This is a genomic window from Pedobacter nanyangensis (genome assembly GCF_003313505.1).
Classification (GTDB): Bacteria; Bacteroidota; Bacteroidia; order Sphingobacteriales; family Sphingobacteriaceae; genus Pedobacter; species Pedobacter nanyangensis.
The window spans coordinates 1-23,039 of sequence record NZ_QMHO01000023.1; the positions used below are offsets into that span (position 1 = coordinate 1).

At 39.5% G+C, this 23,039-nt stretch carries 16 protein-coding genes; 14 read left to right on the plus strand and 2 right to left on the minus strand.

Translation table 11 applies throughout. The features are described from left to right. Positions 1-1,068: 1,068 nt before the first annotated feature. From DUT71_RS19845 to DUT71_RS19915, 14 genes are all read left to right on the plus strand, one after another. Entirely contained in the window at positions 1,069-2,010 is a 942-nt protein-coding gene (locus tag DUT71_RS19845; RefSeq protein ID WP_113664283.1) for an outer membrane protein assembly factor BamD, read from the plus strand. A 1-nt stretch (position 2,011) separates the two neighbouring features. Further along, entirely contained in the window at positions 2,012-2,338 is a 327-nt protein-coding gene (locus tag DUT71_RS19850; protein ID WP_113664284.1) for a DNA-directed RNA polymerase subunit omega, read from the plus strand. A gap of 126 nt (positions 2,339-2,464) precedes the next feature. Continuing rightward, positions 2,465-3,679, plus strand: a complete 1,215-nt coding sequence (gene coaBC / locus DUT71_RS19855) for a bifunctional phosphopantothenoylcysteine decarboxylase/phosphopantothenate--cysteine ligase CoaBC (protein WP_113664285.1) — start codon at positions 2,465-2,467, stop codon at positions 3,677-3,679. Between the two features lie 6 nt (positions 3,680-3,685). Continuing rightward, positions 3,686-4,585, plus strand: coding sequence for a type IX secretion system protein PorD (gene porD / locus DUT71_RS19860; RefSeq protein ID WP_113664286.1), 900 nt, complete (start codon positions 3,686-3,688; stop codon positions 4,583-4,585). 179 nt (positions 4,586-4,764) lie between these two features. After that, positions 4,765-5,142, plus strand: coding sequence for a BlaI/MecI/CopY family transcriptional regulator (locus tag DUT71_RS19865; protein WP_113664287.1), 378 nt, complete (start codon positions 4,765-4,767; stop codon positions 5,140-5,142). Between the two features lie 2 nt (positions 5,143-5,144). Then, the gene (locus DUT71_RS19870; RefSeq protein WP_113664288.1) at positions 5,145-7,079 is read left to right on the plus strand and encodes a M56 family metallopeptidase; all 1,935 of its coding nucleotides are present in this window, start codon (positions 5,145-5,147) and stop codon (positions 7,077-7,079) included. A gap of 220 nt (positions 7,080-7,299) precedes the next feature. Then, positions 7,300-8,691 carry an arginine decarboxylase gene (locus tag DUT71_RS19880; protein WP_113664290.1) on the plus strand — a complete coding sequence of 464 codons (1,392 nt, stop codon included), beginning with the start codon at positions 7,300-7,302 and terminating at the stop codon, positions 8,689-8,691. A 315-nt stretch (positions 8,692-9,006) separates the two neighbouring features. After that, positions 9,007-9,720 (plus strand): 3'-5' exonuclease, encoded by a 714-nt coding sequence (locus tag DUT71_RS19885; protein WP_113664291.1) that lies wholly within the window; start codon positions 9,007-9,009, stop codon positions 9,718-9,720. Next, positions 9,720-11,426, plus strand: coding sequence for an ABC transporter ATP-binding protein (locus tag DUT71_RS19890; RefSeq protein ID WP_113664292.1), 1,707 nt, complete (start codon positions 9,720-9,722; stop codon positions 11,424-11,426). The genes DUT71_RS19885 and DUT71_RS19890 overlap by 1 nt, the downstream gene beginning before the upstream one ends. 189 nt (positions 11,427-11,615) lie before the next feature. After that, the gene (locus tag DUT71_RS19895; protein ID WP_113664293.1) at positions 11,616-12,824 is read left to right on the plus strand and encodes a hypothetical protein; all 1,209 of its coding nucleotides are present in this window, start codon (positions 11,616-11,618) and stop codon (positions 12,822-12,824) included. A 143-nt stretch (positions 12,825-12,967) separates the two neighbouring features. Beyond that, on the plus strand, positions 12,968-15,103 hold the full coding sequence (rnr, locus tag DUT71_RS19900; RefSeq protein WP_113664294.1) for a ribonuclease R: 2,136 nt from the start codon (positions 12,968-12,970) through the stop codon (positions 15,101-15,103). Between the two features lie 60 nt (positions 15,104-15,163). Continuing rightward, on the plus strand, positions 15,164-16,348 hold the full coding sequence (locus tag DUT71_RS19905; protein WP_113664295.1) for a carboxypeptidase-like regulatory domain-containing protein: 1,185 nt from the start codon (positions 15,164-15,166) through the stop codon (positions 16,346-16,348). Between the two features lie 2 nt (positions 16,349-16,350). Next, entirely contained in the window at positions 16,351-17,313 is a 963-nt protein-coding gene (locus DUT71_RS19910) for a polyprenyl synthetase family protein (RefSeq protein WP_113664296.1), read from the plus strand. Positions 17,314-17,370: 57 nt separating this feature from the next. Beyond that, positions 17,371-21,102 carry a DUF3857 domain-containing protein gene (locus DUT71_RS19915; protein WP_113664297.1) on the plus strand — a complete coding sequence of 1,244 codons (3,732 nt, stop codon included), beginning with the start codon at positions 17,371-17,373 and terminating at the stop codon, positions 21,100-21,102. A 333-nt stretch (positions 21,103-21,435) separates the two neighbouring features. Here DUT71_RS19915 and rpmA read toward each other — a convergent pair whose 3' ends face one another. After that, positions 21,436-21,849 carry a 50S ribosomal protein L27 gene (gene rpmA, locus DUT71_RS19920; RefSeq protein ID WP_113664298.1) on the minus strand — a complete coding sequence of 138 codons (414 nt, stop codon included), beginning with the start codon at positions 21,847-21,849 and terminating at the stop codon, positions 21,436-21,438. 57 nt (positions 21,850-21,906) lie between these two features. Then, positions 21,907-22,218 carry a 50S ribosomal protein L21 gene (gene rplU, locus DUT71_RS19925; RefSeq protein WP_113639596.1) on the minus strand — a complete coding sequence of 104 codons (312 nt, stop codon included), beginning with the start codon at positions 22,216-22,218 and terminating at the stop codon, positions 21,907-21,909. Positions 22,219-23,039: the final 821 nt, after the last annotated feature.

The window sequence follows — 23,039 nt, forward strand, 5'->3', positions numbered from 1 at the left end:
TCTTTTCAACCTCAACCCCTTCCTCCGAAGCGGAGTGCAAAGGTAGGAAAACTTTTCTTTTCTGCAAGAAAAAAAATAAAACTTTTTTCTCTCGAGGTTGTTGTAGCTTTTCAGTTGCCCCCTCTTCCTCCGAAGCGGAGTGCAAAGGTAGAAAAATTATTCCCATGCGCAAACACAAACGACATTATTTATAGAAGGAATAGCTATAAATAACTGAAAAACAACATAAAAAAATCACAAATATTATGCGCTGGGGCCAGAAAAGGCCTCAAATAAAAAAGCGAAGCGCTTTTGGATCAATCTAGACATGGGCAATGGGCACATGAAAGATAGAGCAAATGACTTAAGCCAACGTTATTATGAATAAGCTACTGCCGACCTGTACTTATATAGAGATAAACGGCATGCCATCTTTTATATCTATTATATATAGTGAAACTTTCATATCTGGAGAACCGACAATGGGACCCGAAACACAGGTGGCTCGAAAAGCGGCTTGCCAGATCATTTCTGTCCGGCAACAAAACAAGTGGCTCTCCTATCCTATTATAGCAGTGTTTCTCTTACTATTATATTTAATATATACATCAAGGGTTATATAGTAAAGGAACAGCCAAGTAAAATGCCACCCCGTTTAATAAATTTTCAGAAAGCCACCGGTTTAATTTACAGAGCGCTCTAAACCCATGAGGTTGGGACAAGCCTTTATCTATCTACATTGGCGTACCTATATCGCAATACATGTGCTAATAATTAGGTTGACCTTGCCACCTAAACCCGAAGGAAATGGAAATACTTTTTGTTTCACCTCCGGATTCTATCTGTACCGAATTGTATGTAAAGAAGAGATTTCTCCTTACTTAGAATGACAGGATGAAGTAAAACAAAAAGATTGTAATGGACTGCGGGACTATCTTAGATCATTGGGATGTATTTGCTTTCCAAATAAAGAATACCATCGGATGCTTTGTTAAAATTTGTTAAGTATTTTAAAGCTGCAAAGGGTTTAGCTAGCTTAGCCCTTATTATTTAATTGACGTTGTCGTATTATTACCTTATCTTTGCAAAATGTTTAAAATTAAACACCTTATTATTTGTGGTATAGCCGTTGCACTTATGGGCTTAGGGGCATGTAAAAGTCGTTTCGAAAAACTACGCTTAAGCAATGACGTTGCCAAGAAATACCAAGAAGGTATTAGGCTATACAATAAAAAGGATTACAACAAAGCATTAATTTTATTTGAGGGGCTGGTACAAAAGTACCGCGGTACTGCCGAAGCTGAGGACTTGAATTATTATTATGCCTATACTTTGTATCGGTTAAAAGACTATACCACCGCTCGCTATAAGTTTAAGGAGTTTGCGGATACTTATCCTGCAAGTAAAAATGCAGAGGAATGTAGATATATGGGGGCTTATTGCTATTATCTGGATTCTCCGAAATCATCCTTAGACCAGGAGAATACCTACAAAGCAATTGATGCCCTACAGCTGTTCATTAACCTTTACCCTAAGAGCGACAGGGCTACGCAGGCAGCGCAATATATCGCCAATTTGCGGGATAAATTGGAAACTAAGGCTTTTGACAACGCAAAGCTATATTATGATTTGGGTGGCTACGATATTACGAATTACAAATCGGCAGTGGTGGCACTTAAAAATGCCCAAATTGAATTTCCCGACATTAAATATGCGGAAGAAATGAACCTGCTTATTGTTAAAGCTCAATTTATGTATGCTAAAAACAGTTTTGCCAATAGACAGGAAGAACGTTTTCAACAGGCAATTGAATATTATAATGAGTTTATAGAAGCCTACCCTGATAGCAAATATGCCAAAGAGGCTAAGCAGCTGAAACAAGATAGTGAAAGCGGCATTATCAATGCCAAAAAACAACTTGCAGAAGATGCTGCAATGGTAGCTAAATACAAGGCGTTAGAAGAAAGCGACAAAAAGAAAAAAGATACCACCACTAATAACAAGAATTTAGATAATAAAACACAAAAATAAAATGAGTACTCCGAAACCAGCTATACCAAACACTACGGTTACCAGAAATGTTCATGATTTGGATAGAGCAACCGACAACATTTATGAGTCTTTGGTAATTATCGCAAAGAGAGCTAATCAGATTTCAAACAACATGAAGGAAGAGCTTCATGGAAAGTTGGCTGAGTTTGCTTCGTCTAACGACAATTTGGAAGAAGTTTTTGAAAACAGAGAGCAAATTGAGATTAGCAAGCACTATGAGCGCTTGCCTAAGCCTAGCTTGATTGCAATTGATGAATTTTTAAATGATAAGGTTTATCACAGAAACCCAAGCAAAGAGCAAAAATAATTTACCCTATAGCGCTTAGCCTAAAGCGTTGTTCTATAAAGCCACAGATGCACAGATTTAATAGATGTTTGCGCCTGTGGCTTAAATGCTTTTAGGTCATTTTATTTCTGCCTATATTTGCGCTCGATGCTTAACAACAAAAATATTCTTCTTGGCATTTGCGGTAGCATTGCGGCTTACAAAGCTGCTTTATTGGTTAGGTTACTGGTTAAAGCCGGCGCCAACGTTAAAGTTGTACTTACTGCCGATGCAAGTAATTTTATTACACCGCTTACTTTAGCAACACTTTCAAAAAACCCTGTTTATACCCAATATTTTGAGGCCGAAACCGGTGTGTGGAGCAATCATGTTGAACTTGGCCTTTGGGCCGACTATATGCTGATTGCCCCTGCCAGTGCCAATACACTTGGCAAAATGGCCAATGGTCTTTGCGACAATTTACTTACGGCAGTTTATCTTTCGGCAAAATGCCCTGTCTTGTTTGCGCCTGCCATGGACCTGGATATGTGGAAACACGAAAGTACCCAAGATAATGTTGCCAAATTGAAGCAGATGGGCAATACCATGATTGCTCCCGGCAAAGGTGAACTGGCAAGCGGTTTGTATGGCGAAGGCAGAATGGCGGAGCCTGAAGAGATTTTAGCCTTTTTGCAGAATGAAATTAAAAAAGGGCTTCCCTTACTGGGTAAAAAAGTGCTGGTTACGGCTGGGCCAACTTATGAAGCCATTGATCCCGTACGTTTTATAGGCAATCATTCTTCTGGTAAAATGGGTTTTGCCTTAGCGGAAACGCTATACCAACTTGGCGCTGAGGTGACCTTAATTGCTGGACCTACTTCCTTAAAAAGTGAGGATGGGATTAAAAGAATTGACGTGACCAGTGCAGCAGAGATGCTGAACGCTTGTATTGCTCAATTTAATGAAACTGATCTTACAGTGATGAGCGCTGCAGTGGCAGATTACACCCCCGTTGAGGTGGCACAGCAAAAGATTAAAAAGAAAGAAGATCATTTTAATATTGCGCTTAAAAAAACTACCGATATTTTAGCCACCCTGGGCAAGCAAAAATCTGAAAAACAATTACTGGTGGGTTTTGCGCTAGAAACCACCGATGAAGAGAACTATGCCAAAGAAAAGTTGAAAACGAAAAACTTGGACTTGATTGTGCTCAATTCATTAAATGATAAAGGGGCCGGTTTTAAATCGGAAACCAACAAAATTACTATCTTTAATAAAGCTTTAGAGAAAACTGCCTTTGAAACCAAACTGAAAGCGGAAGTAGCCAAAGATATTTGTGCTGAAATACTAAAGTTGATGAACATTAATAACGCTAATCTCTAAAAATCAATGAAAAAAACTATTGGCATATTTTTTTTAACGTTGGCCAGCTTGTTTGCTAGTGCACAGGAATTGAGTACACGTGTTCAAATTTTGGCTCCAACCATTAACAATGCCAATAGACGAAGCCTGGATGTTCTACAAAATACCATCCGGGATTTTATGAACAACAACAAGTGGACTAGCGAAACTTACTTAGCCCAGGAAAGGATCGAATGCAATTTAGTGATTAATATTACAGCTTGGGACGGCAATTCCAATTACACTGCCGAAGCTCAAATTCAATCGAGCAGGCCGGTTTATGGCAGCTCCTACTCTACCACGTTGTTGAACATGAGCGACAAGGATTTTAGCTTCAATTTTACCGAAGGGCAGGCACTCGATTTTTCGGACCAGAATTTTTTAAACAATTTAAGTTCTCTTTTAGGGTTTTATGCCTATACTATTATTGGCCTAGACAAGGATAGCTTTTTAAAACAGGGCGGAACCCCCTATTACCAAAAAGCATTGAACCTGATCAACGTTGCTCAAACTGCCGGGGCAAAAGGTTGGCGCCCGGTAGATGGTTTGAGAAACAGGTATTGGCTAAATGAAAATTTGCTCAGCAATTCATTTAAGGGCCTTAGAAATTTCATTTACGAATACCATTTAAATGGACTGGACAGGCTGCAGGAAAACACCAGTACCGGAACTAAAAACATCATTTCCTCTTTATCCGAGCTCAAACAGTTTGACAAACAGAAACTGGGTTCTATCTTCCCCAACGTATATTTCGCGGCAAAAGCCGAAGAAATTGTTAATGTGCTATCGCTCGCAAATCCTCAAGACAAGATGAAAGCCTATAACCTTTTGATTGAAATTGACCCACCTAACAGCGGTAAATACGATGGGCTTACTAAAAGGAATTAAAAAAAAATCTCCTTTATTTTTATTTAAAATGTGTTTTTTGCTAACTAATCATAGTTAGCTGCAACATTTTCTATCTGCTTGCGTCTTATTGAAAAATCAAGATCGTTAAAATTTTGTTAAAACATTTTGATTATACGAAAATATTCGTACATTTGATTACGAAAAAATTCGTACAAGAGATGAGCAACACAAACTTGAAGCCTACAGAAGGCGAAATGGAAATTTTACAGGTGCTTTGGGAAAAGGGCAACTGTACGGTTAGAGAGGTACATGAAGCATTGGACAAAAAGGATTCGGGTTACACCACTACCCTTAAGCTGATGCAGATTATGCATGAAAAGGGATTGGTTTCTAGAGACACCAGTTCTAAAACACACATTTACAAAGCAGAAGTGAACCGGGAGACCACTCAACAACATTTGGTCAAAAAAATGATCGACAATGTGTTTAATGGATCGGCCGCAAGATTAGTGATGCAGGCTTTAGGCAACAAAAGTGCAAGCAAGGAGGAGATAGATTTAATTAAAGAATATCTGGACAAACTTGAAAACAAATAATCATGGAAGCCATTATCAACAACCTTATTAAAGCTATTGGATGGAGCATTTTACATTCTTTATGGCAAGGAGCAATTGTTTTTGCGATATTATTTATTGTCTTATCCGTAAAGTCGAAGCTCAGTGCCAAACTGAAACATAACCTTGCCATGGGCGCACTTTTCTTGATCTTCATCAGTTTTTGCTTAACCTTTGCCTCGCTGTTTAACCTGCCCTCAAAAGCAGCTGCTGCTGCCGGCAACGTTGAACTTAATGAAAATGCCCTTCAACAACTTTATCATCTTACCCAAAGTTGGAGTTTTAAAACCGAAAGCTATTTTCCATATATCGTAAGTTTATATGTTTTAGGAATCAGTTTCCAATTGGTGGTATTGATTTCCGGCTATATCAGGCTTAAGCAATTGAAAAACAACAATATTTCCAATTTCCCTTCAGCCTGGCTTAATGTTGCTCAAACCATGTTGCAAAAGCTCAACATCAACAAAAAGGTCCAATTTTACTTATCAGAAAAAGTTAATGTTCCATTGGCCATAGGCTTTTTAAAACCTGTAGTTCTTTTCCCCGTTGCGCTGGTTGCCCAGCTTGACATTAAACAGGTAGAAGCTATCCTGATCCACGAGCTTTCTCATATCAGAAGAAACGACTATATGTTAAACCTGATCAAAACTGGTATCGAAACCTTGTTGTTCTTCAATCCATTTGTATGGTTAACCTCGAGGTTTATCCACATCGAAAGAGAACATGCCTGTGATGACCTGGTAGTGAAGTTTACCGGTGCGCCAGTGGCCTATGCCCATGCCCTGCTTAAATTGGAGCTCATCAAAGACAAAAACCAACCCGCCCTAAGCCTCGCTGCTACGGGCAACAATCAACACTTGTATCAACGTATTAAAAGAATTACCGATATGAAAACTAGCTACATGAACGCAAAGCAAAAAATATTAGCGCTTTGCTTAACGCTTGCCACCATGGTTTCATTGGCCTGGATTAATCCAACCGAGAAAAAAGATGTATCAAAAAAAGAGACGAAAACTGTCTCTATTACTAAGCTGATCAGCACTGTGCCTTCTCAAAATGAACTCACCTGCTTAAAAGCCGATACAGACACCGTAAAGCGCAAAAAAAGCTTTAAAGCCATTATTAAAGACAAAGATGGCAAAAACGTGGTATATCATTCCCTGGAAGAAATGCCTGATAGCGTAAGAGAAAAGCTTGCAGATCTTGATAAAATGTTCAATTCGAAAGAATGGAAAGATAAGATGGCCAAAATTGAGTTCAATAGTAAAGAACTGGACAAGATGTTCAATTCTAAAGCGTGGAAAGACAAAATGGACAAGATTGAATTCAACAGTAAAGAGTTGGAGAAAAAGTTCGAATCCAAAGAATGGAAAGACAAAATGGCCAAGATTGAGTTTGACAGCAGAGAGTTAGAGAAAGTATTTAACTCAAAGGATTGGAAAGATAAAATGGCTAAAATTGAGTTCGATTCAAAGCATTTGGAGAAAATGTTTGACTCACCAGAATGGAAAGATAAAATAGCCAAAATTGAATTTAACAGTAAAGAGCTGAGTAAAAAATTCGAGTCGGAAGAATGGAAGAAACACATGGAAGCGATTGGCAAAATGGGTAAAGACATTTCAGAAAAATTCAATTCCCCTGAATGGAAAAAGAAAATGAAAGAAATGGATGAACTCAAAAATTCTCCTGAATACAAAAAACTTCGCGAAAAATACGAAAAAGACCTAGAGGAACTGAAAAAGAAAAAAGGAATAACTACCGATAAAGCATTTTTGATTTATGACGGCACCAACCCAATGCAAATTGCCTCACTGCCGCTTACCGCAGTAGAGAATATCCAAAAAGTGTTGATTAGCCCGAAAAACCTGATCAAAATTGAAAAGCCTATGGAACCGGTGGCGCCAAAATCAGTTAACTAAGGGAATTTAAACCAAACAAACATCAAGTGAAACCTTAAAGGGGCAAGAGCAAACTCTTGTCCTTTTTTTATTGATAAGTAAGCTAGGCGAGGTATTGGGAGCGTAAACCTCTCCTGAGAAAAAGAAAGCAAAATCTTTTCCTATTTGTTCTTTGTAAAAAAATCTGCTTACCAAGCTATTTCTCAAATTAAAATTACATTTTTGCAAAAATTTTTGAACAATGCAGAGTTACTCCGAATTTCTTGATCTCAGTGTGGGCTTTCCGCAAGATGGCTTTAGCATTATAGATGATGAATTATATTTCCACGATCTTAATTTGATGGAAATGATTGAAACGTATGGGACTCCCCTACGTTTTACCTATTTGCCTATGGTAAGTAAAAAAATCCAACAGGCCAAATTGCTGTTTCAAACCGCTATATTAAAGAACAATTATCGAGGGAACTACAAATACTGCTATTGCACCAAGAGTTCACACTTTAAGCATATTGTAGAAGAAGCGCTGAAAAATGACATCCACTTGGAAACTTCATCGGCTTTTGATATGCCAATGATTGATGCTTTAGAGAAAAAAGGCGTTGTTTCAAAAGATATCACGGTAATCTGCAACGGTTTTAAAACTTTCCAGTATAAACAGTACATCATCGACATGCTTCATGACGGGTTTAAGAACATCATCCCCGTTTTGGACAACAAGGAAGAATTCAACCTTTACGACGATGAAATAGAAATGGATACTCCCTGCAATTTGGGTATCCGTATTGCTGCCGAGGAACAGCCCGATTCTCAGTTCTATACTTCTCGCCTAGGCGTTCGTTTAGAAGATGTAATTGATTTCTACAACAGTAAAATTGCTGCAAATCCTAATTTCAGGGTTAAACTATTGCACTTCTTTATCAATTCGGGTATTTCTGATACGCCATATTATTGGAACGAATTGGAAAAATATGTGACCTTATACTGCAAATTCAAAAAAATAAACCCCGATTTAGACACCTTGGATATCGGGGGCGGCATGCCATTTAAAGATAGTTTGGTGTTCGATTTTGATTATGAGTATATGGTGAACGAAATCGTAAAACGAATTAAGGAAATTTGTGCTGAACACGACGTGGTTGAACCCGATATCATCACCGAATTTGGAAAATACACTGTAGCAGAAGCATCAGGTATCCTTTACAAGGTATTGGGCCGTAAGCAACAAAATGACCGCGAAAAATGGTTAATGTTAGATGGTTCATTCATCACCAATTTGCCTGATGTTTGGGCATTAAACCAAAAGTATATCCTATTACCCATCAACAACTGGGACGCAGAATATGAGCGTGTAAACCTTGGTGGTATCACTTGCGACGGGCAGGATTATTACAACCAAGAAGCCCACATGAACAGTGTATTTATGCCCCGTACCCGTAAAGTACAGTACTTGGGTTTCTTCCACACCGGAGCCTATCAGGAAGTACTTAGTGGCTATGGCGGTATCCACCACTGCTTATTGCCCAGCCCAAAGCATGTGATTATTCGCAGGAACAGAGATGAAACTTTCAACTTTGAGGTTTTTGGCGAAGAGCAAAATAGTAAACAAGTACTCAAGATATTAGGTTACACCTAGTATTTAGAGCAAGGAATAAATATCGAGCTACATTAATCCTTTCCGTTTTTGGAAGGGATTTTTTGTTTTCAAATTAAGTCCTTAAAACCATTAGAGAATTAAGGAACATTAAGTTTTTCGGCTATAGTCTTGTTTTTTATTTATACCCGCCAGGAACCTTTAGCTTTTGATAAATATGATGTTTTGTTCTTTTTTACTACTAAGACAACTTAGCACATTTTAATTTTTTAAACGGCTAAGATATTGGGGCATACGAAGGAAAATTAGAGGTTAATTCGGGAAAAACAGTAAATTGGATTTCCAAATATTATTCCTATGCTCAAACACCTCAAACTTAACAATATCTTTCTTTTGGATATTGAAACTGTACCTCAGTACGAGAGTTTTGATGAATTGCCCATTCATTTTCAAGCTTTATGGGAACAAAAAAGCCAATACCAACGTCAGCCCGGACAAACTGCATCAGCGTTTTATGAACGGGCCGGCATTTGGGCCGAATTTGGCAAGATTGTTTGCATCAGTATCGGCATTTTTCATTTACAAGATAAACGCACTCACCTGAGGGTACGCTCAATCACATCGGATGACGAAAAACTTATACTATTACAACTTATCGATCTTTTAAACCATCAATCTCCACAACTGCGGCTGTGCGCACATAACGGAAAGGAATTTGATTTCCCCTATTTGTGCAGGAGAATGTTGATCAATGGCTTGCAAATCCCCGCTATTTTACAATTATCGGGAAAGAAACCATGGGAAATTAACCACCTGGATACACTTGAAATGTGGAAATTTGGAGACTACAAACATTTTACTTCGCTAAACTTATTGGCGGCTATTTTCAATTTGCCAACACCAAAGAGTGATCTCGACGGCAGCAAGGTCCAGCAGGTTTATTATCAGGAAAAAAATTTGAAACGAATAGCCCGTTATTGCGAAAACGACGTGATTACTTTAGCTCAAGTTTTATTGCGTTTTAAAGGATTACCAATAATTCCGCCAGAAAATATTACTTTAGTAGAGTAATGCTTAACGTAAAAGATTTAGCCGTAAAATTCTATAACCAAGAAGATAAAATTTGGTTGGAAACCGTCCTCAAAGTGAGTTTTAGCCTTGAAAAAGGCAAAATACTGGGTATCGTAGGTGAGTCTGGCTCTGGAAAATCGGTTACTTCTTTTTCGATTATGCGTTTGCACGATGGTAAAAACACCCAAATAGATGGTGAAATAAAGCTAGATACCATCAACCTTCTTCAACTTGATGACAAGGAAATCAGAAAATATCGAGGCAATAAAATTTCGATGATCTTCCAAGAGCCCATGACTTCCCTCAATCCGGTTTTTACCTGTGGCGAGCAGGTTAAAGAGGCCATCATGCTACACCAAAACGTAGACAAAGAAACCGCCAAAGAACAAACCATCGCCCTGTTTAAGGAAGTGCAACTGCCACGGCCAGAAAATATCTTTGAAAGCTATCCGCACCAACTTTCGGGCGGGCAAAAACAGCGAGTAATGATTGCTATGGCCCTAAGCTGCAATCCGGAACTATTGATTGCAGACGAGCCCACTACAGCTTTAGACGTAACTGTTCAAAAAACCATTTTACAATTGTTGTTGCGTTTAAAAACGGAACGTCAAATGGCCATGATTTTTATTTCCCACGACCTCGGCCTAATGAAAGAAATAGCTGATGAGCTTTTGGTAATGTACAAAGGCGATATCGTAGAACAAGGTACCGCTAAATCGCTATTTGAAAACCCGCAACACCACTACACCAAGGGTTTGCTAGCTTGCAGACCCTCGCCCAAGAGACTGCTCAAAAAACTGCCTACCGTTTCAGATTTTCTTCATGAGGACAAAAACGTTGGCTTGAACCACTTGTTAGTAGAAAACGCCTATACACAATCCGAAATCAATCAAAGGCGGGCAAAACTATATCAGCAGGAACCACTTTTAAAAGTACAGGAACTGTGTACCTGGTATCCCATCAAAAAGGGGCTTTTTGGGAAGCCAAAAGCTTTTGTGAAAGCGGTCGACCAAGTTTCCTTTGAAGTTTTCCCGGGTGAAACCCTAGGTTTGGTAGGCGAATCCGGATGTGGTAAAACTACTCTTGGCCGTACTATTTTACGACTGGTTGAACCGAGTTCCGGCCGGTTGATTTTTGAAGGAAGGGACATCACCCATATCCATAAAAAAGAACTGAGAAGTTTGAGGAGAGATATACAGATCATTTTTCAAGACCCCTATTCTTCCCTAAATCCGAAAATTACGGTAGGAGAATCCATTATGGAACCTTTAATCGTACATGGTGTTTTCGCCAACAACACTGAAAGGAAGGCCCACGTGATGCAGCTCCTTGAAAAAGTGAACTTAGGTGCCGAATATTTCAACCGCTATCCCCATGAGTTTTCGGGCGGCCAACGTCAAAGGATTGTTATTGCCAGAGCTTTGGCCCTCAAGCCAAAATTTATCATCTGTGACGAATCCGTTTCGGCACTTGATGTTTCTGTACAAGCACAGGTTTTAAACCTCCTCAGAGATCTTCAGGAGGAATTTGGCTTGACTTACATTTTCATTTCACATGATTTGGCCGTGGTTAAGCATATTTCAGACCGAATGATTATCATGAACAAAGGAAAAATAGAAGAGCAAGGCTTTCCTGAAGAAATATATGAAAATCCGAAGGCCTCCTATACTCAAAAACTTATTGAAGCCATACCTGGTAATTTTTAACTCAAAAACATGGGGAATGTGTTACTCAAAAACGGAATAATTCCCCAAAATAAAATCCACAATTCCACAATTTAGATCTACAAAAAACCGCTTTAAGCCACTTATAAGACTATTTTTTCATTTCCAGAAAGTTTGGTACTATTTTTTCATATAGAGACATCAGATTACGTTAATTAAAACTAAAAGGAAATGTCAAAAAACAAGTATTTATTAGTTGCCTCGCTCTTGTTAACTGCAACTATTTACTCTTGTAAAAAGGAAACGCAAGAAGTAGTGGCCAAAGAAGATGGAGCATCAAAAATCATCAACATCAACAGTAACCCTATAAACCGTGTTGATTTGAGCAATGATGGTTTAATCTTAGATTTTCAAGCAACCATTGAAAATAATGGAAAAGTAGCCACCGCCGCAGCTGCCTCAGCAGAATTCCCTTATCAATTGGTTTTCAAAGGAAAAATTAACCCGCAAGTTGGTGCTAGCAACAATGCCCTTAGTGCATTGGAAGTATCTGCTTATGGTAATTATTACGCCATTGCCTACCAAACACCGGGCGCAGCCTATGGTGGCGGTGTGGATGTAATCCAAATCCAGTCTGGTTCGCCTCAATTAATTTCTTCGGTAAGCACCCCCGATGCAGATGTAACTTGCATTAACAATGGTGGCGGCCGCCTTTACCTAGGCATGGACCTTAGAACTTTTGAAAGTTATGACTACCCAGCCCCTGCAGTAGTTGGTATCGTTAAAACCAGCGGTGGCAGCCTAGCAGATCCCCAAGTTGTAGGCTTGGAAGGTTTCTCTACAAAAGATGTTAAATACAACGCACAAAATGGCAAGTTATATGCTGCCTCATCAGCCAATGGCGGTGTAAGCGTAATATCATTTGCCGGCCAAAAAGCAAGCAGAACTGCCTTTCAATCTTACGGCGGTGCCAGATCCATCACTTTTTCGAACAATGATGTAGTTGCAACCAATGGCTATAGCTACACTACTCTAGATGCCAATACTGCTGTACAATCTGCTTACAAATGGTGGCCTATCAGAAGCAACGAAGTGAATATTGGTAGCGTAGCATCGTTAACTAACGGAAATTTCATTTTCGGGAACAACTACAACCTGATCTACGTTGATAAATCAAACGGTACACTTTTAGACGAAGTTGATTTAGGTGGTTGGGTAAACTCCATCTCAATTGTTGCCGACAAAATCTATGTTTCTACCGGAAATAGCTTGGTAGTAGCTCAAATTGACAACAATAAAATCAAGGTTCTTGCTAAAACGCACTTTGCAAGTACCTTTGGTGGCGACTTTAACGTAATCAGCTCTAGAGTAGCAGGCAACTACGTATTTGTAGCATGCGGAAACAGAGGAACTTACGTATTCAACCTTAAAAAATCCTAGTTGATATAATTGTTAATTTTTTTTGAAAGGCCCTGCACATGCGGGGCTTTTTCTTTTTACACCTATTTTAAAAGCAATATTATTAGCTAAAAAACCTTTCCTATGGTTACATTTGTTATCTTCGATACAATTGGAAAACGACTATGGCAAAAAATAAAAATGCTCAATTCAAGCTTGTGCTCACTCAGCTTATCAGTGATATTTTTGAAAAAAACAAAAATATTGCGCTCAACCATAAACAGGTGGCAGCACGTTTAAATCTCAGCGATAAAACCGCTGTGGATACTATTTTAGAGGTTTTAATTGAGCAAACGGAAAAAGGCAAGTTCATTAGGCCTGAAAGAGGCAAGTTTAAACTTAAGGATCTTAAAACATTTGTAACGGGAACAGTTGACATGACTGCCGATGGTTCTGCCTTTATCGTACCTGATGACGAGTTTGAAAAGGACATCTTTGTGGCTCCAAGAAAACTAAGAAACGCGCTTCATGGCGACAAGGTGAAAGTGTACGTTTTTGCCAAAAAAAGCGGTGGACGAAGAAACGAAGGTGAAATTGTAGAAATCATCAAGAGGGTTAAAACCGAATTTATCGGCGTTGCTAAAGTTTCAGACCGTTTCGCTTTTGTGATTCCCGACGACAAGAAAATGCTACATGATATTTTTGTACCATTGGGTGATTTAAACGGTGCAAAGAATGGCCAAAAAGTGCAAGTTGCCTTAACAGATTGGCCAGATGGCGCCAAAAATCCGATCGGAAAAATCATCCACATATTGGGTAACGAAGGTGAAAACGACACCGAAATGAATGCCATCTTAGCAGAATATGGTTTCCCGCTAAGTTTTCCATCGGAGGTAGAAAAAGAAGCTAATGCCATTCCTGAACAAATTAACGAGGCCGACATCAAGGGCCGACGTGATTTCAGAGATACCGTGACTTTCACCATCGACCCCATTGATGCCAAAGATTTTGACGATGCCATTTCTTTCAAAAAACTTGAAAATGGGCATTATGAAATTGGCGTACACATTGCCGATGTTTCGCACTATGTACAACCTAACTCTAGCTTAGATAAGGAAGCTTACCATAGAGCGACCTCTGTTTATCTGGTAGATCGGGTAATTCCAATGCTTCCTGAACGGCTAAGCAACGGGGTTTGCTCCCTACGCCCTCATGAAGATAAACTTTGCTTTGCCGCGGTTTTTGAGCTTGATGACCAAGCAAATATCCATAACCAATGGTTTGGCCGTACGGTTATCCACTCTAATCAACGCTTTACCTATGAAGAAGCCCAACAGGTGATTGAAACGCAACAGGGAGATTATGCAGCGGAAATCCTTAAACTAAACGAGTTAGCCCACCTGTTAAGAACCGCTAAATTCAAAAACGGTGCCATCAGTTTTGAAAGCACAGAGGTAAAATTCAAATTAGATGATTTTGGTAAACCCATTGGCGTTTATGTAAAGGAGCGCAAAGATGCCCATAAACTCATTGAAGATTTTATGTTATTAGCCAATAAAAAAGTGGCGGAGTTTGTGGCAAAAAAAGGCAAGGGAAAACAAAAATATACTTTTGTGTATCGTACGCATGACTCCCCAAACATGGAAAGCTTAACGAATTTCGCTTCTTTTGCGGCAAGATTTGGCTATAAGATCAATACAAAATCTGACAAGGAAATAGCCAAATCCCTTAACTACCTTATGGACGATGTAGAGGGCAAAAAAGAACAGAATATTTTGACTTCACTGGCTATTCGTTCCATGGCAAAAGCCATTTATACCACCAAAAAAACCAGCCACTATGGTTTAGCCTTCGATTTTTACACACATTTCACCTCTCCTATCCGTCGTTATCCCGATGTGATGGTGCATCGGCTGTTGGCCCAATATCTGGACGGCGGAAAATCGGCCAATGCCGAAGAATATGAAGCCGCCAGTGTACACGCTTCGGCCATGGAAAAACGTGCGGCAGACGCAGAAAGGGCATCGGTGAAATATAAACAGGCAGAATATCTGGAAAACAACATTGGCTCGGTATATATGGGTATCATTTCAGGAGTTACCGAGTGGGGCATGTATGTGGAAATAGAGGAAAATAAATGCGAAGGGATGATCCGATTACGTGATATAAGCGACGATTTTTATGTATTGGACGAGAAAAACTATTGCATTATTGGACAGCGCAAAAAACGCAAGTACCAACTTGGCGATGAAGTAAAAATCAAGGTGAAAAAGGTTGATCTCTCTAAACGACAAATAGATTTTTCACTGGTACAGGATTAAATCAGCGCTGATTTCGTTTCTGCGGTCTGATTTTTTACCTTTGGCCTTTCAACCACTTTAATGCGTAACTGCCTTTTAACTATTTTGCTGCTTTTAGTGATTACCTTGGCCAAAGCCCAAACCATTCAGGGCAAACTGGTTGATGAGGTTACCGGCGAAGCAATCCCCTTGGTTTCCATTGGAGTAATGGGTACCAACAACACCACGGTAACTAACGACGCAGGAGAATTTATCCTTAAAAACGTAAGTTTTCCCGCAAAAATAAAATACAGCCATGTCAGTTACTTGATCCTAGAGCAGGAGCTAAACGAGACCATCTCGGGTTTAGTGGTTAAATTAAAGCCTGCCGCCATTAATTTAAAACCTATAGTGGTTGATCCGTACCGTGGTTTGAAACTGGTAAAGGCCGCACTGGAAAAAGCTTCTAAATTTAGCCAGCAAAATTTTTACGGCAATGCTTTTTACCGCCAACTCACCACGTTAAATGGCAAGCCCAGCCAAATTTATGAGCTTTTTTACGATTTGGAGTTTAACCTAACCAAGGTGAAAGGATGGATCGCCAAACAAAGCAGGTTTGCGGAATCCAATGAAGGGATTTCATTTTCAATGAGCAACCAATCGTACCTTACCTTCTCGCTGGCGGGCTATTTATTTGAAGACAAAAAAGCGGGGAAAACAGTTACCCTAAAAAGTTTGAATGATTTTGAAATTTCCATAGATAAATACATCGAACAAAAAGATCAGGATATTGCGGTAGTTTCCTGCAAATACAAAGGAAATAAAAAGCAATTCTACATCAATTCAACCTATTATATCGGCGTAGAAGATTTTAAAATTTACCGGCTGGAGAACAATATATTTAATCTGCCCATCAAACTGAGCGGTTCATCGGCTAAAATACCGCCCATTGTTACTACCATTGCAACTTTTAATGGGGAAAAAACTCCAATTCCCTTGATGGAAAACATCTCCACCAAATTATATCTGCATTTAGTTGCTGGCGGCAGAGCGCTCACCCCTGTGATCAGCTCGATGTTAACCATTTATCAGTTTGACAAAACACTTAACACACAAAAATTTACCGAATTAACCAAAAACGTTAAAGACAAGGCCATTATAGAATCGATTACCTACAACCCCAACTTTTGGAAAGACAATCCCATCGTGAAACAAACCACCCTGGAAGAAGCCTTCATCAAAATGATGGAAAGCAAATCGGCATTTGGCACCATGATAGATCCATAATAATGCACAGCCCTACAGAATTACAAAAAATCATTGAAGAAGCAATACTCAAATTAGCCCATCCAACCAAACCAGCTGATTTGTACGAGCCCATCAAATACATCATGAGCTTAGGAGGCAAACGTATCAGGCCCGTTATTGTACTGATGGCTACCGAGCTATTTACCGATGAGCTGTTGAAAGCAATTGACGTGGCCCTGGCCATTGAAACCTTTCACAATTTCACGTTAGTGCACGACGATATTATGGACAATGCGCCGCTGAGAAGAGGCAAACAAACCGTGCACGAAAAATGGGGCGTAAACAATGCTATTTTAAGCGGCGACGTGATGATGGTTGAATCCAACAAGCACCTGTCCAAAGTTGACATAACCGTTCTGAAACCTGTGCTGGATACCTTCAACCAAACCGCTCAAGGTGTTTGCGAAGGCCAGCAACTGGATATGGAATTTGAAACCCGTGATAACGTAAGTATTGCCGAATATCTGGAAATGATTAGGCTCAAGACCGCAGTTTTATTGGGCGGAGCCATGAAACTGGGTGCTATTGTAGGCGGAGCCGACGAGCAAAATGCCAACCTGCTATATCAATTTGGCGAGAACCTGGGCGTTGCCTTTCAACTACAGGATGACATTTTGGATGTTTACGGCGACCCGGAGAAATTTGGCAAGCAAGTAGGTGGCGATATCATTTCCAACAAAAAAACCTTCCTCCATCTTACCGCAAAGGCAATGGTAAAACACGAGGAACTCGCTGTCCTTTTAGGGAACCATCAAGATACCGAAACAAAAGTTAAAGCGGTAACGCAGCTATACAACCATTACCAAGTGAAAGAACTGGCCAATTTAGAAATGGAAAAATACCTGGCCCAGGCTTATCAAGCACTTGAAGAAATTGCTGTTCCCGATGATAGAAAGATTTATTTCAGACATTTGGTAAAACAAATTATGGAGCGCGAAAATTAAGCACCAAATTTTCTTATAACCAAGATATAGTCACAAAAAAATGATTATTATTGGCTTATGAAGAAAACTATCTATTCATTATCGATCTCACTTTTGCTTTGTTTTTCTGCCAGTGCACAAAACACTTTAAAAAGTGCTTGGGAAAGCTTCCTTAAAAACGATACAGAAGCTGCCAAAAAAACCTTTGGGGAACTTGCCAAACAACCTCAATTTGCCAACGAAGCCAATTTATCGTTGAGTTTGCTTGCTGAACTTGAGCAAAAAAACGATGACGCATTTAACTATTTCCAGAAATTTTATGCCGGCAATAAAAATGCAGAGCCTTATCTTTCTGCCCTATGGCGTAGCCCGGCAATAAACCACAGTTATGGTAAAATAACTCCTGCGGCATTGGCACTGATGAATGAAATCACCAAAAACAAATCATTCGACGGTTCCTTAAACGCCATGGCTTATTCAGTTACCGGAAAGCATTTTTTAAGCGTTAAAAAAGCAACAGAATCCGAAAAAGCATTTGCCCAGATCGGAAATTTAGACAACTGGCTAATTACAAGCACATTTGAAAACATATCAACCAGTGGTTTTGATAAAAACTATGCCCCTGTTAATCATCCCCAAATGGATGCCAAATTTACAGGTAAAAAGAATATTGAATTCGGCTGGAGAAAAGTACCATATCTAAAAAGAGAAAAATGGTTTGATTTTACTTTTTATGACGATCCCTACAATGCGATCTTATTTGCGCAAACCTTTGTTAACGCCCCTTCCGAAATTGAAGGACAGCTTAGGATTGGGGTATCTGGTTCGGTAAAGGTGTGGGTTAATGACCAATTGATCATTACTGAAGCCGAAGAAAGGAATAATGATCTCGACTCATATATCTCTACCGTAAAACTGAATAAAGGTTATAACAGAGTTTTGGTGCAAATAGGAGAAAGCTACGCCGGCAACTCCAATTTTATGCTAAGAATTACCGATAACAATGGCTATCCAATCAGCGGCCTAACGCATATCAATGAATATCAACCTTACCAAAAAGAAGAAAATTTCAAGGCACAAAGCATTACACCTAAAGCGTATGCCTACTTTAAAAGCCTAGTTTCATCCGACACAAGCAATTATCTCAATCAGATTTTACTGGCCAAACTGTATCTGAGAGATGATTTCGTATTCGAACCGAGAATCATCTTGGAAAAATTAAAGCAAAAATTCCCCGAAAGCACTTATTTGAACACCCTGATGATCGATTTACATGCCAAGGAAGATAACCGTACTGGTGTGGAAACCCTACAGGAGCAAATCAAAACTTCAGACCCTCAAAGTACCTATGCGCTTAGATTAACCTATACGGATTATTATAATCAGGAAAACTATGATAAAACGGAGGAGATTATGATGCAATTGGAAAAAAGATTTGGGGAAGATGAGGACATTATTGCCAGAAAAATTGCCATATCAGGCAAGAGAAATGAGCAAGATAAAATTATAGGTCTGGTAGAAAAAGCTTATAAAAACTGGCCAAACAACAGAAATTTCTCCTATATCAAATATATCCTGGAAAAAGAACTAAAGAAAAGCTCACAAGCTGAGGGTGTACTTACCAAATATTTAAATGATAACGAGGATTATGAATACGCCACAGTTTTGGCCAACGCCTATTTCAGTAAAGGAAACAGCAAGGGTGGTTTTGATATGTATCTGGACAAATTAAAGACAGACCCCGTAAGTACTGGTGTTTATAATGATTTGAGCGAAAAATTTTATGCCCTACAAAAATACGATAAGGCCGAAGAATACATCAACAAAGCGATAGCTTTAGCTCCCTATATTGGTGCTTATTATAAAACGCTGGGCAAAATATACGAAGCCCGCAAGGAAACAGTGAAAGCCGAAGAAGCCTATAAAAAATCACTGAGCCTTAACCCCAACAATTATGAGGCAATAGAGCAGTTGCGCAGACTGAAAAAAAACAAGGACGTGTTCAGCTACTTTGAGCAGCCAGACGTGATTGCAAGCATTAAAAATGCACCAAAAGCTCAAGATTATCCCGATGACCACTCGGTAATTTTAAACGAAGAAGTGCAAGCAGTTGTTTACGAGAATGGTGGTTCAGAAGAGAAACACTTTCTAACCGCGAAAATATTCACCCAAAAAGGCCTCGAAGCTTACAAGCAGTATAACATCTCGTACAACAGCGACCAGAACTTAATTGTAGAGGTTGCAGAAACCATTAAAGCAAACGGAAGCAAAACTCCAGCTGAACAAAGTGACAACCAACTTGTTTTCACCAATTTGGAAGTTGGAGATGTGATCAATATCCGCTATAAGCTGAGAAACTACAACGTAGGCAGCTTAGCTTCACATTTCTGGACTTCCTTTTACTTTTCGCATGGAAGCGCTTATGTCAATACCAAATACTCACTACTGATCAGCAAAAACAAAAAATTCAATTATAAATTCTCATTGTCGGAAATACCTGTGAGCAAAACCAGTGCAGATGAATTTGATTTGTACACCTGGAAGGCCGAGAAAAATGCCGGCATGACCTACGAGGATAAAATGCCACCGCTGGACGATGTTGCAAATATGCTATACCTGTCTACCATACCCGATTGGCAGTTTGTTTCCGATTGGTACAACAACCTGGCAACGGCAAAAGCCAGGAGCAGTTATGAAATTAAAACGTTAACCAATGAGCTTTTCGGCGGGCAAAAACTTAACGATGCCCAAAAAATAAAAAAGATCTATCAATACATTACCCAAAATATCTCTTATAGCTCTGTTTCTTTCAGGCAAAGCGGTATCGTACCACAATCACCGGCAACGGTAATCAACTCAAGAATAGGCGATTGCAAAGATGTTTCTACACTATTTGTGGCCATGTGCAAACAAGAGGGCATTGATGCGGAACTGGTATTGGTAAAAACAAGGGACAATGGCCAAAACACCTTGCTCCTGCCTAGTATCGATTTTAACCACTGCATTGCCAAAACCAATGTAAACGGCGTAGAAACTTACATCGAACTTACGTCCAATATCTTACCGTTCTCTTCGTTCAGCAACCATGATTTGGGCGCAGCCATATTGCCCATCAGTAAAAACAGCAACCAATTAATTAAACTACAACCTAAAAACAGGGTACAAAACCGCATAAGCTACCACACCAAAGTAGCCATTAAGGAGGCCAACATGTACATCACCGAAACCAATTTCTGTACCGGCTCAATGGCAAGCCTGCTCCGCAGTACCTATAAAGACCTATCGGCAAAGGACCAATTGAAAAAAATGAAAGAGGAAATTAGTGGCAGGTTCCCTGATAATGAAGCCATTTCCCTGAGCTTTGAGAACCTGGACCCTAAAACATCGGTTTCAGACACCTTAAAAGCCGCCTCGGCCTTTAACTTATTGAAAGTGTGCAAACCAGTGGCGGGCATGAATATATTTTCGCTACCTTGGACAACCTCCGTGTCCCCTTCTTCGTTAACCATAACCGATCCTAGGCATTTTGGCATTGACCTTACCCAATTATTTTGGGCCGATAAGAGCGATGAACAGATAGAACTTTCACTTCCTGAAGGCAAAAAGCTCATGGAAGCGGTTAAACCCCTATCGATAGATAATGAATATTTCAGCTATAAATTACAGAGCTTTCCAAAAGGCAACACCATAATCGTTAAACGCGAAATGATTTTCAAGAAAGATTTTGTAGCTAAAGAAAAAGTAAATGATTTCAACGCACAGTATAAACAAGCTGTAGAAGCAGATAATCAACAGCTGGCTTATAAATAACAAATACGGCTTACCAAAAACAAAAAGCGCCCAATTGGGGCGCTTTTTTTATGGCTTACTGAACTGGATTTAAATAGGCCATAAAAACAATCAATGGCCATGGCTTAAAACGTCTTTTCGCTGATACTGAGCGCAAATGAGTTGGCAGGCCAAAAATTGCTCATGATAAAAGCCCCCTACCAAACCCTATTGATTAGCCTTTAAGAAATCATCGCATCAAATTTGCAAACCAATTTAGCAATGGCAGTTTCCTGCTTGGATCAGGCCAGGGCACTAAAACAAAAAAGCCGAACAATCATGTTCGGCTTTTCTGTGTATTTTGTATTACAAATATTATTCAGCAGACTCAGCAGCAGGAGCTTCTTCAGCTTTAGCAGCTTTTTTTGCTGGAGCTTTCTCCGCTTTAGGAGCAGCAGCTTTTTTAGGAGCAGCTGTTTTTTTAGCCTCAGCCTTAGGAGCAGCTTCCTTTTTTGCAACAGGAGCAGCATCCTCAACTTTAGGAACTACTGATACATAAGATTTGTTATCAAATTTCTTTTTGAAAACAACAATACCAGGTACCAAAGCAAATAAAGTATGGTCTTTTCCAATACCAACACCTTTATCTGGGTGGTGTTTTGTACCACGCTGACGAACAATGATGTTACCAGCGATAGCTTCCTGACCACCGAAAATTTTGATACCTAAACGTTTACTGTGCGACTCGCGGCCGTTTTTTGAACTACCGGCTCCCTTCTTATGTGCCATTTTTTATCTTTTTTATAATTAGCTAATCAGCTAAAAATGAATTTACAAATAAATTAACTACAGAGTGATGCTCTCAATCTGGATTTTGGTGAATGACTGGCGGTGACCATTTTTCTTTTTGTAACCTTTTCTACGTTTCTTTTTGAAAACGATTACCTTATCACCTTTTAAATGAGACACGATTTTAGCTGAAACCTTAGCTCCTTTAACCGCAGGCGCACCTACAGAAATTTTACCACCATTGTCAACCAACAATACATTGTCAAATTCAATACTAGCGCCTTCATCTCCTTGTAAGCGGTGTACAAAGATGTGCTGGTCTTTTGCAACTTTAAACTGTTGCCCTGCTATATTTACTATTGCGTACATTGTTAAATAATTATTTTATTTCTATTTATTTTTTAATCGAGGTGCAAATATAGAACAATTCTTTTTCAAACACAATAGCTTAACAAAAATATTTGGCCCAATTGCACATTTCATTTTTTCCAATAGCTACCGGCAGATTAATCGGTTAACTGGATAACCAACCGCTTAAATATTTGAAAAACATCTTTCTTCCCCTGTAGCTTCGCCCAGTCCCGCTTTACACTTTAGCCCTCGTACCTCGGGGCTGCCGTTCCAATCGGGTTTAACAAACTTGGGTTCGATGGGCAAAAAGCATAAGCCCTGTCCATAGGTTTAGGTTTAGGACCTCGAAGAGGTCAAATAGTTATAAAAAACAGACCTATTTCCTTCGGGTACGACTCCTACGGAGTCGCATGATTGCGCCCAGATATTTATCTATAAGGATTGAAATCCTTCGGATTTCCCGGTTCCCAATTAAACCTGTGGTTGGTGTTAGACCTATGGTTGGTGTTATCACCAACCACACCACTACCATTGTATAAACATATCCAAAGATCTCTCCACAAGGTCGAGATGACGAAATGCCTATACCACTAACCATTCTACTGATCGCCATCACTAACCATTAGACCTGTGGTTGGTGTTATCACCAACCACACCACTACCATAGTATAAACATATCCAAAGATCTCTCCAAAAGGTCGAGATGACGAAATGCCTATGCCCGCTTCCGATATAACATTCCAAGCACTTTAGACCTATGGTTGGTGTTATCACCAACCACACCACTAACCATAGTATAAACATATCCAAAGATCTCTCCAAAAGGTCGAGATGACGAA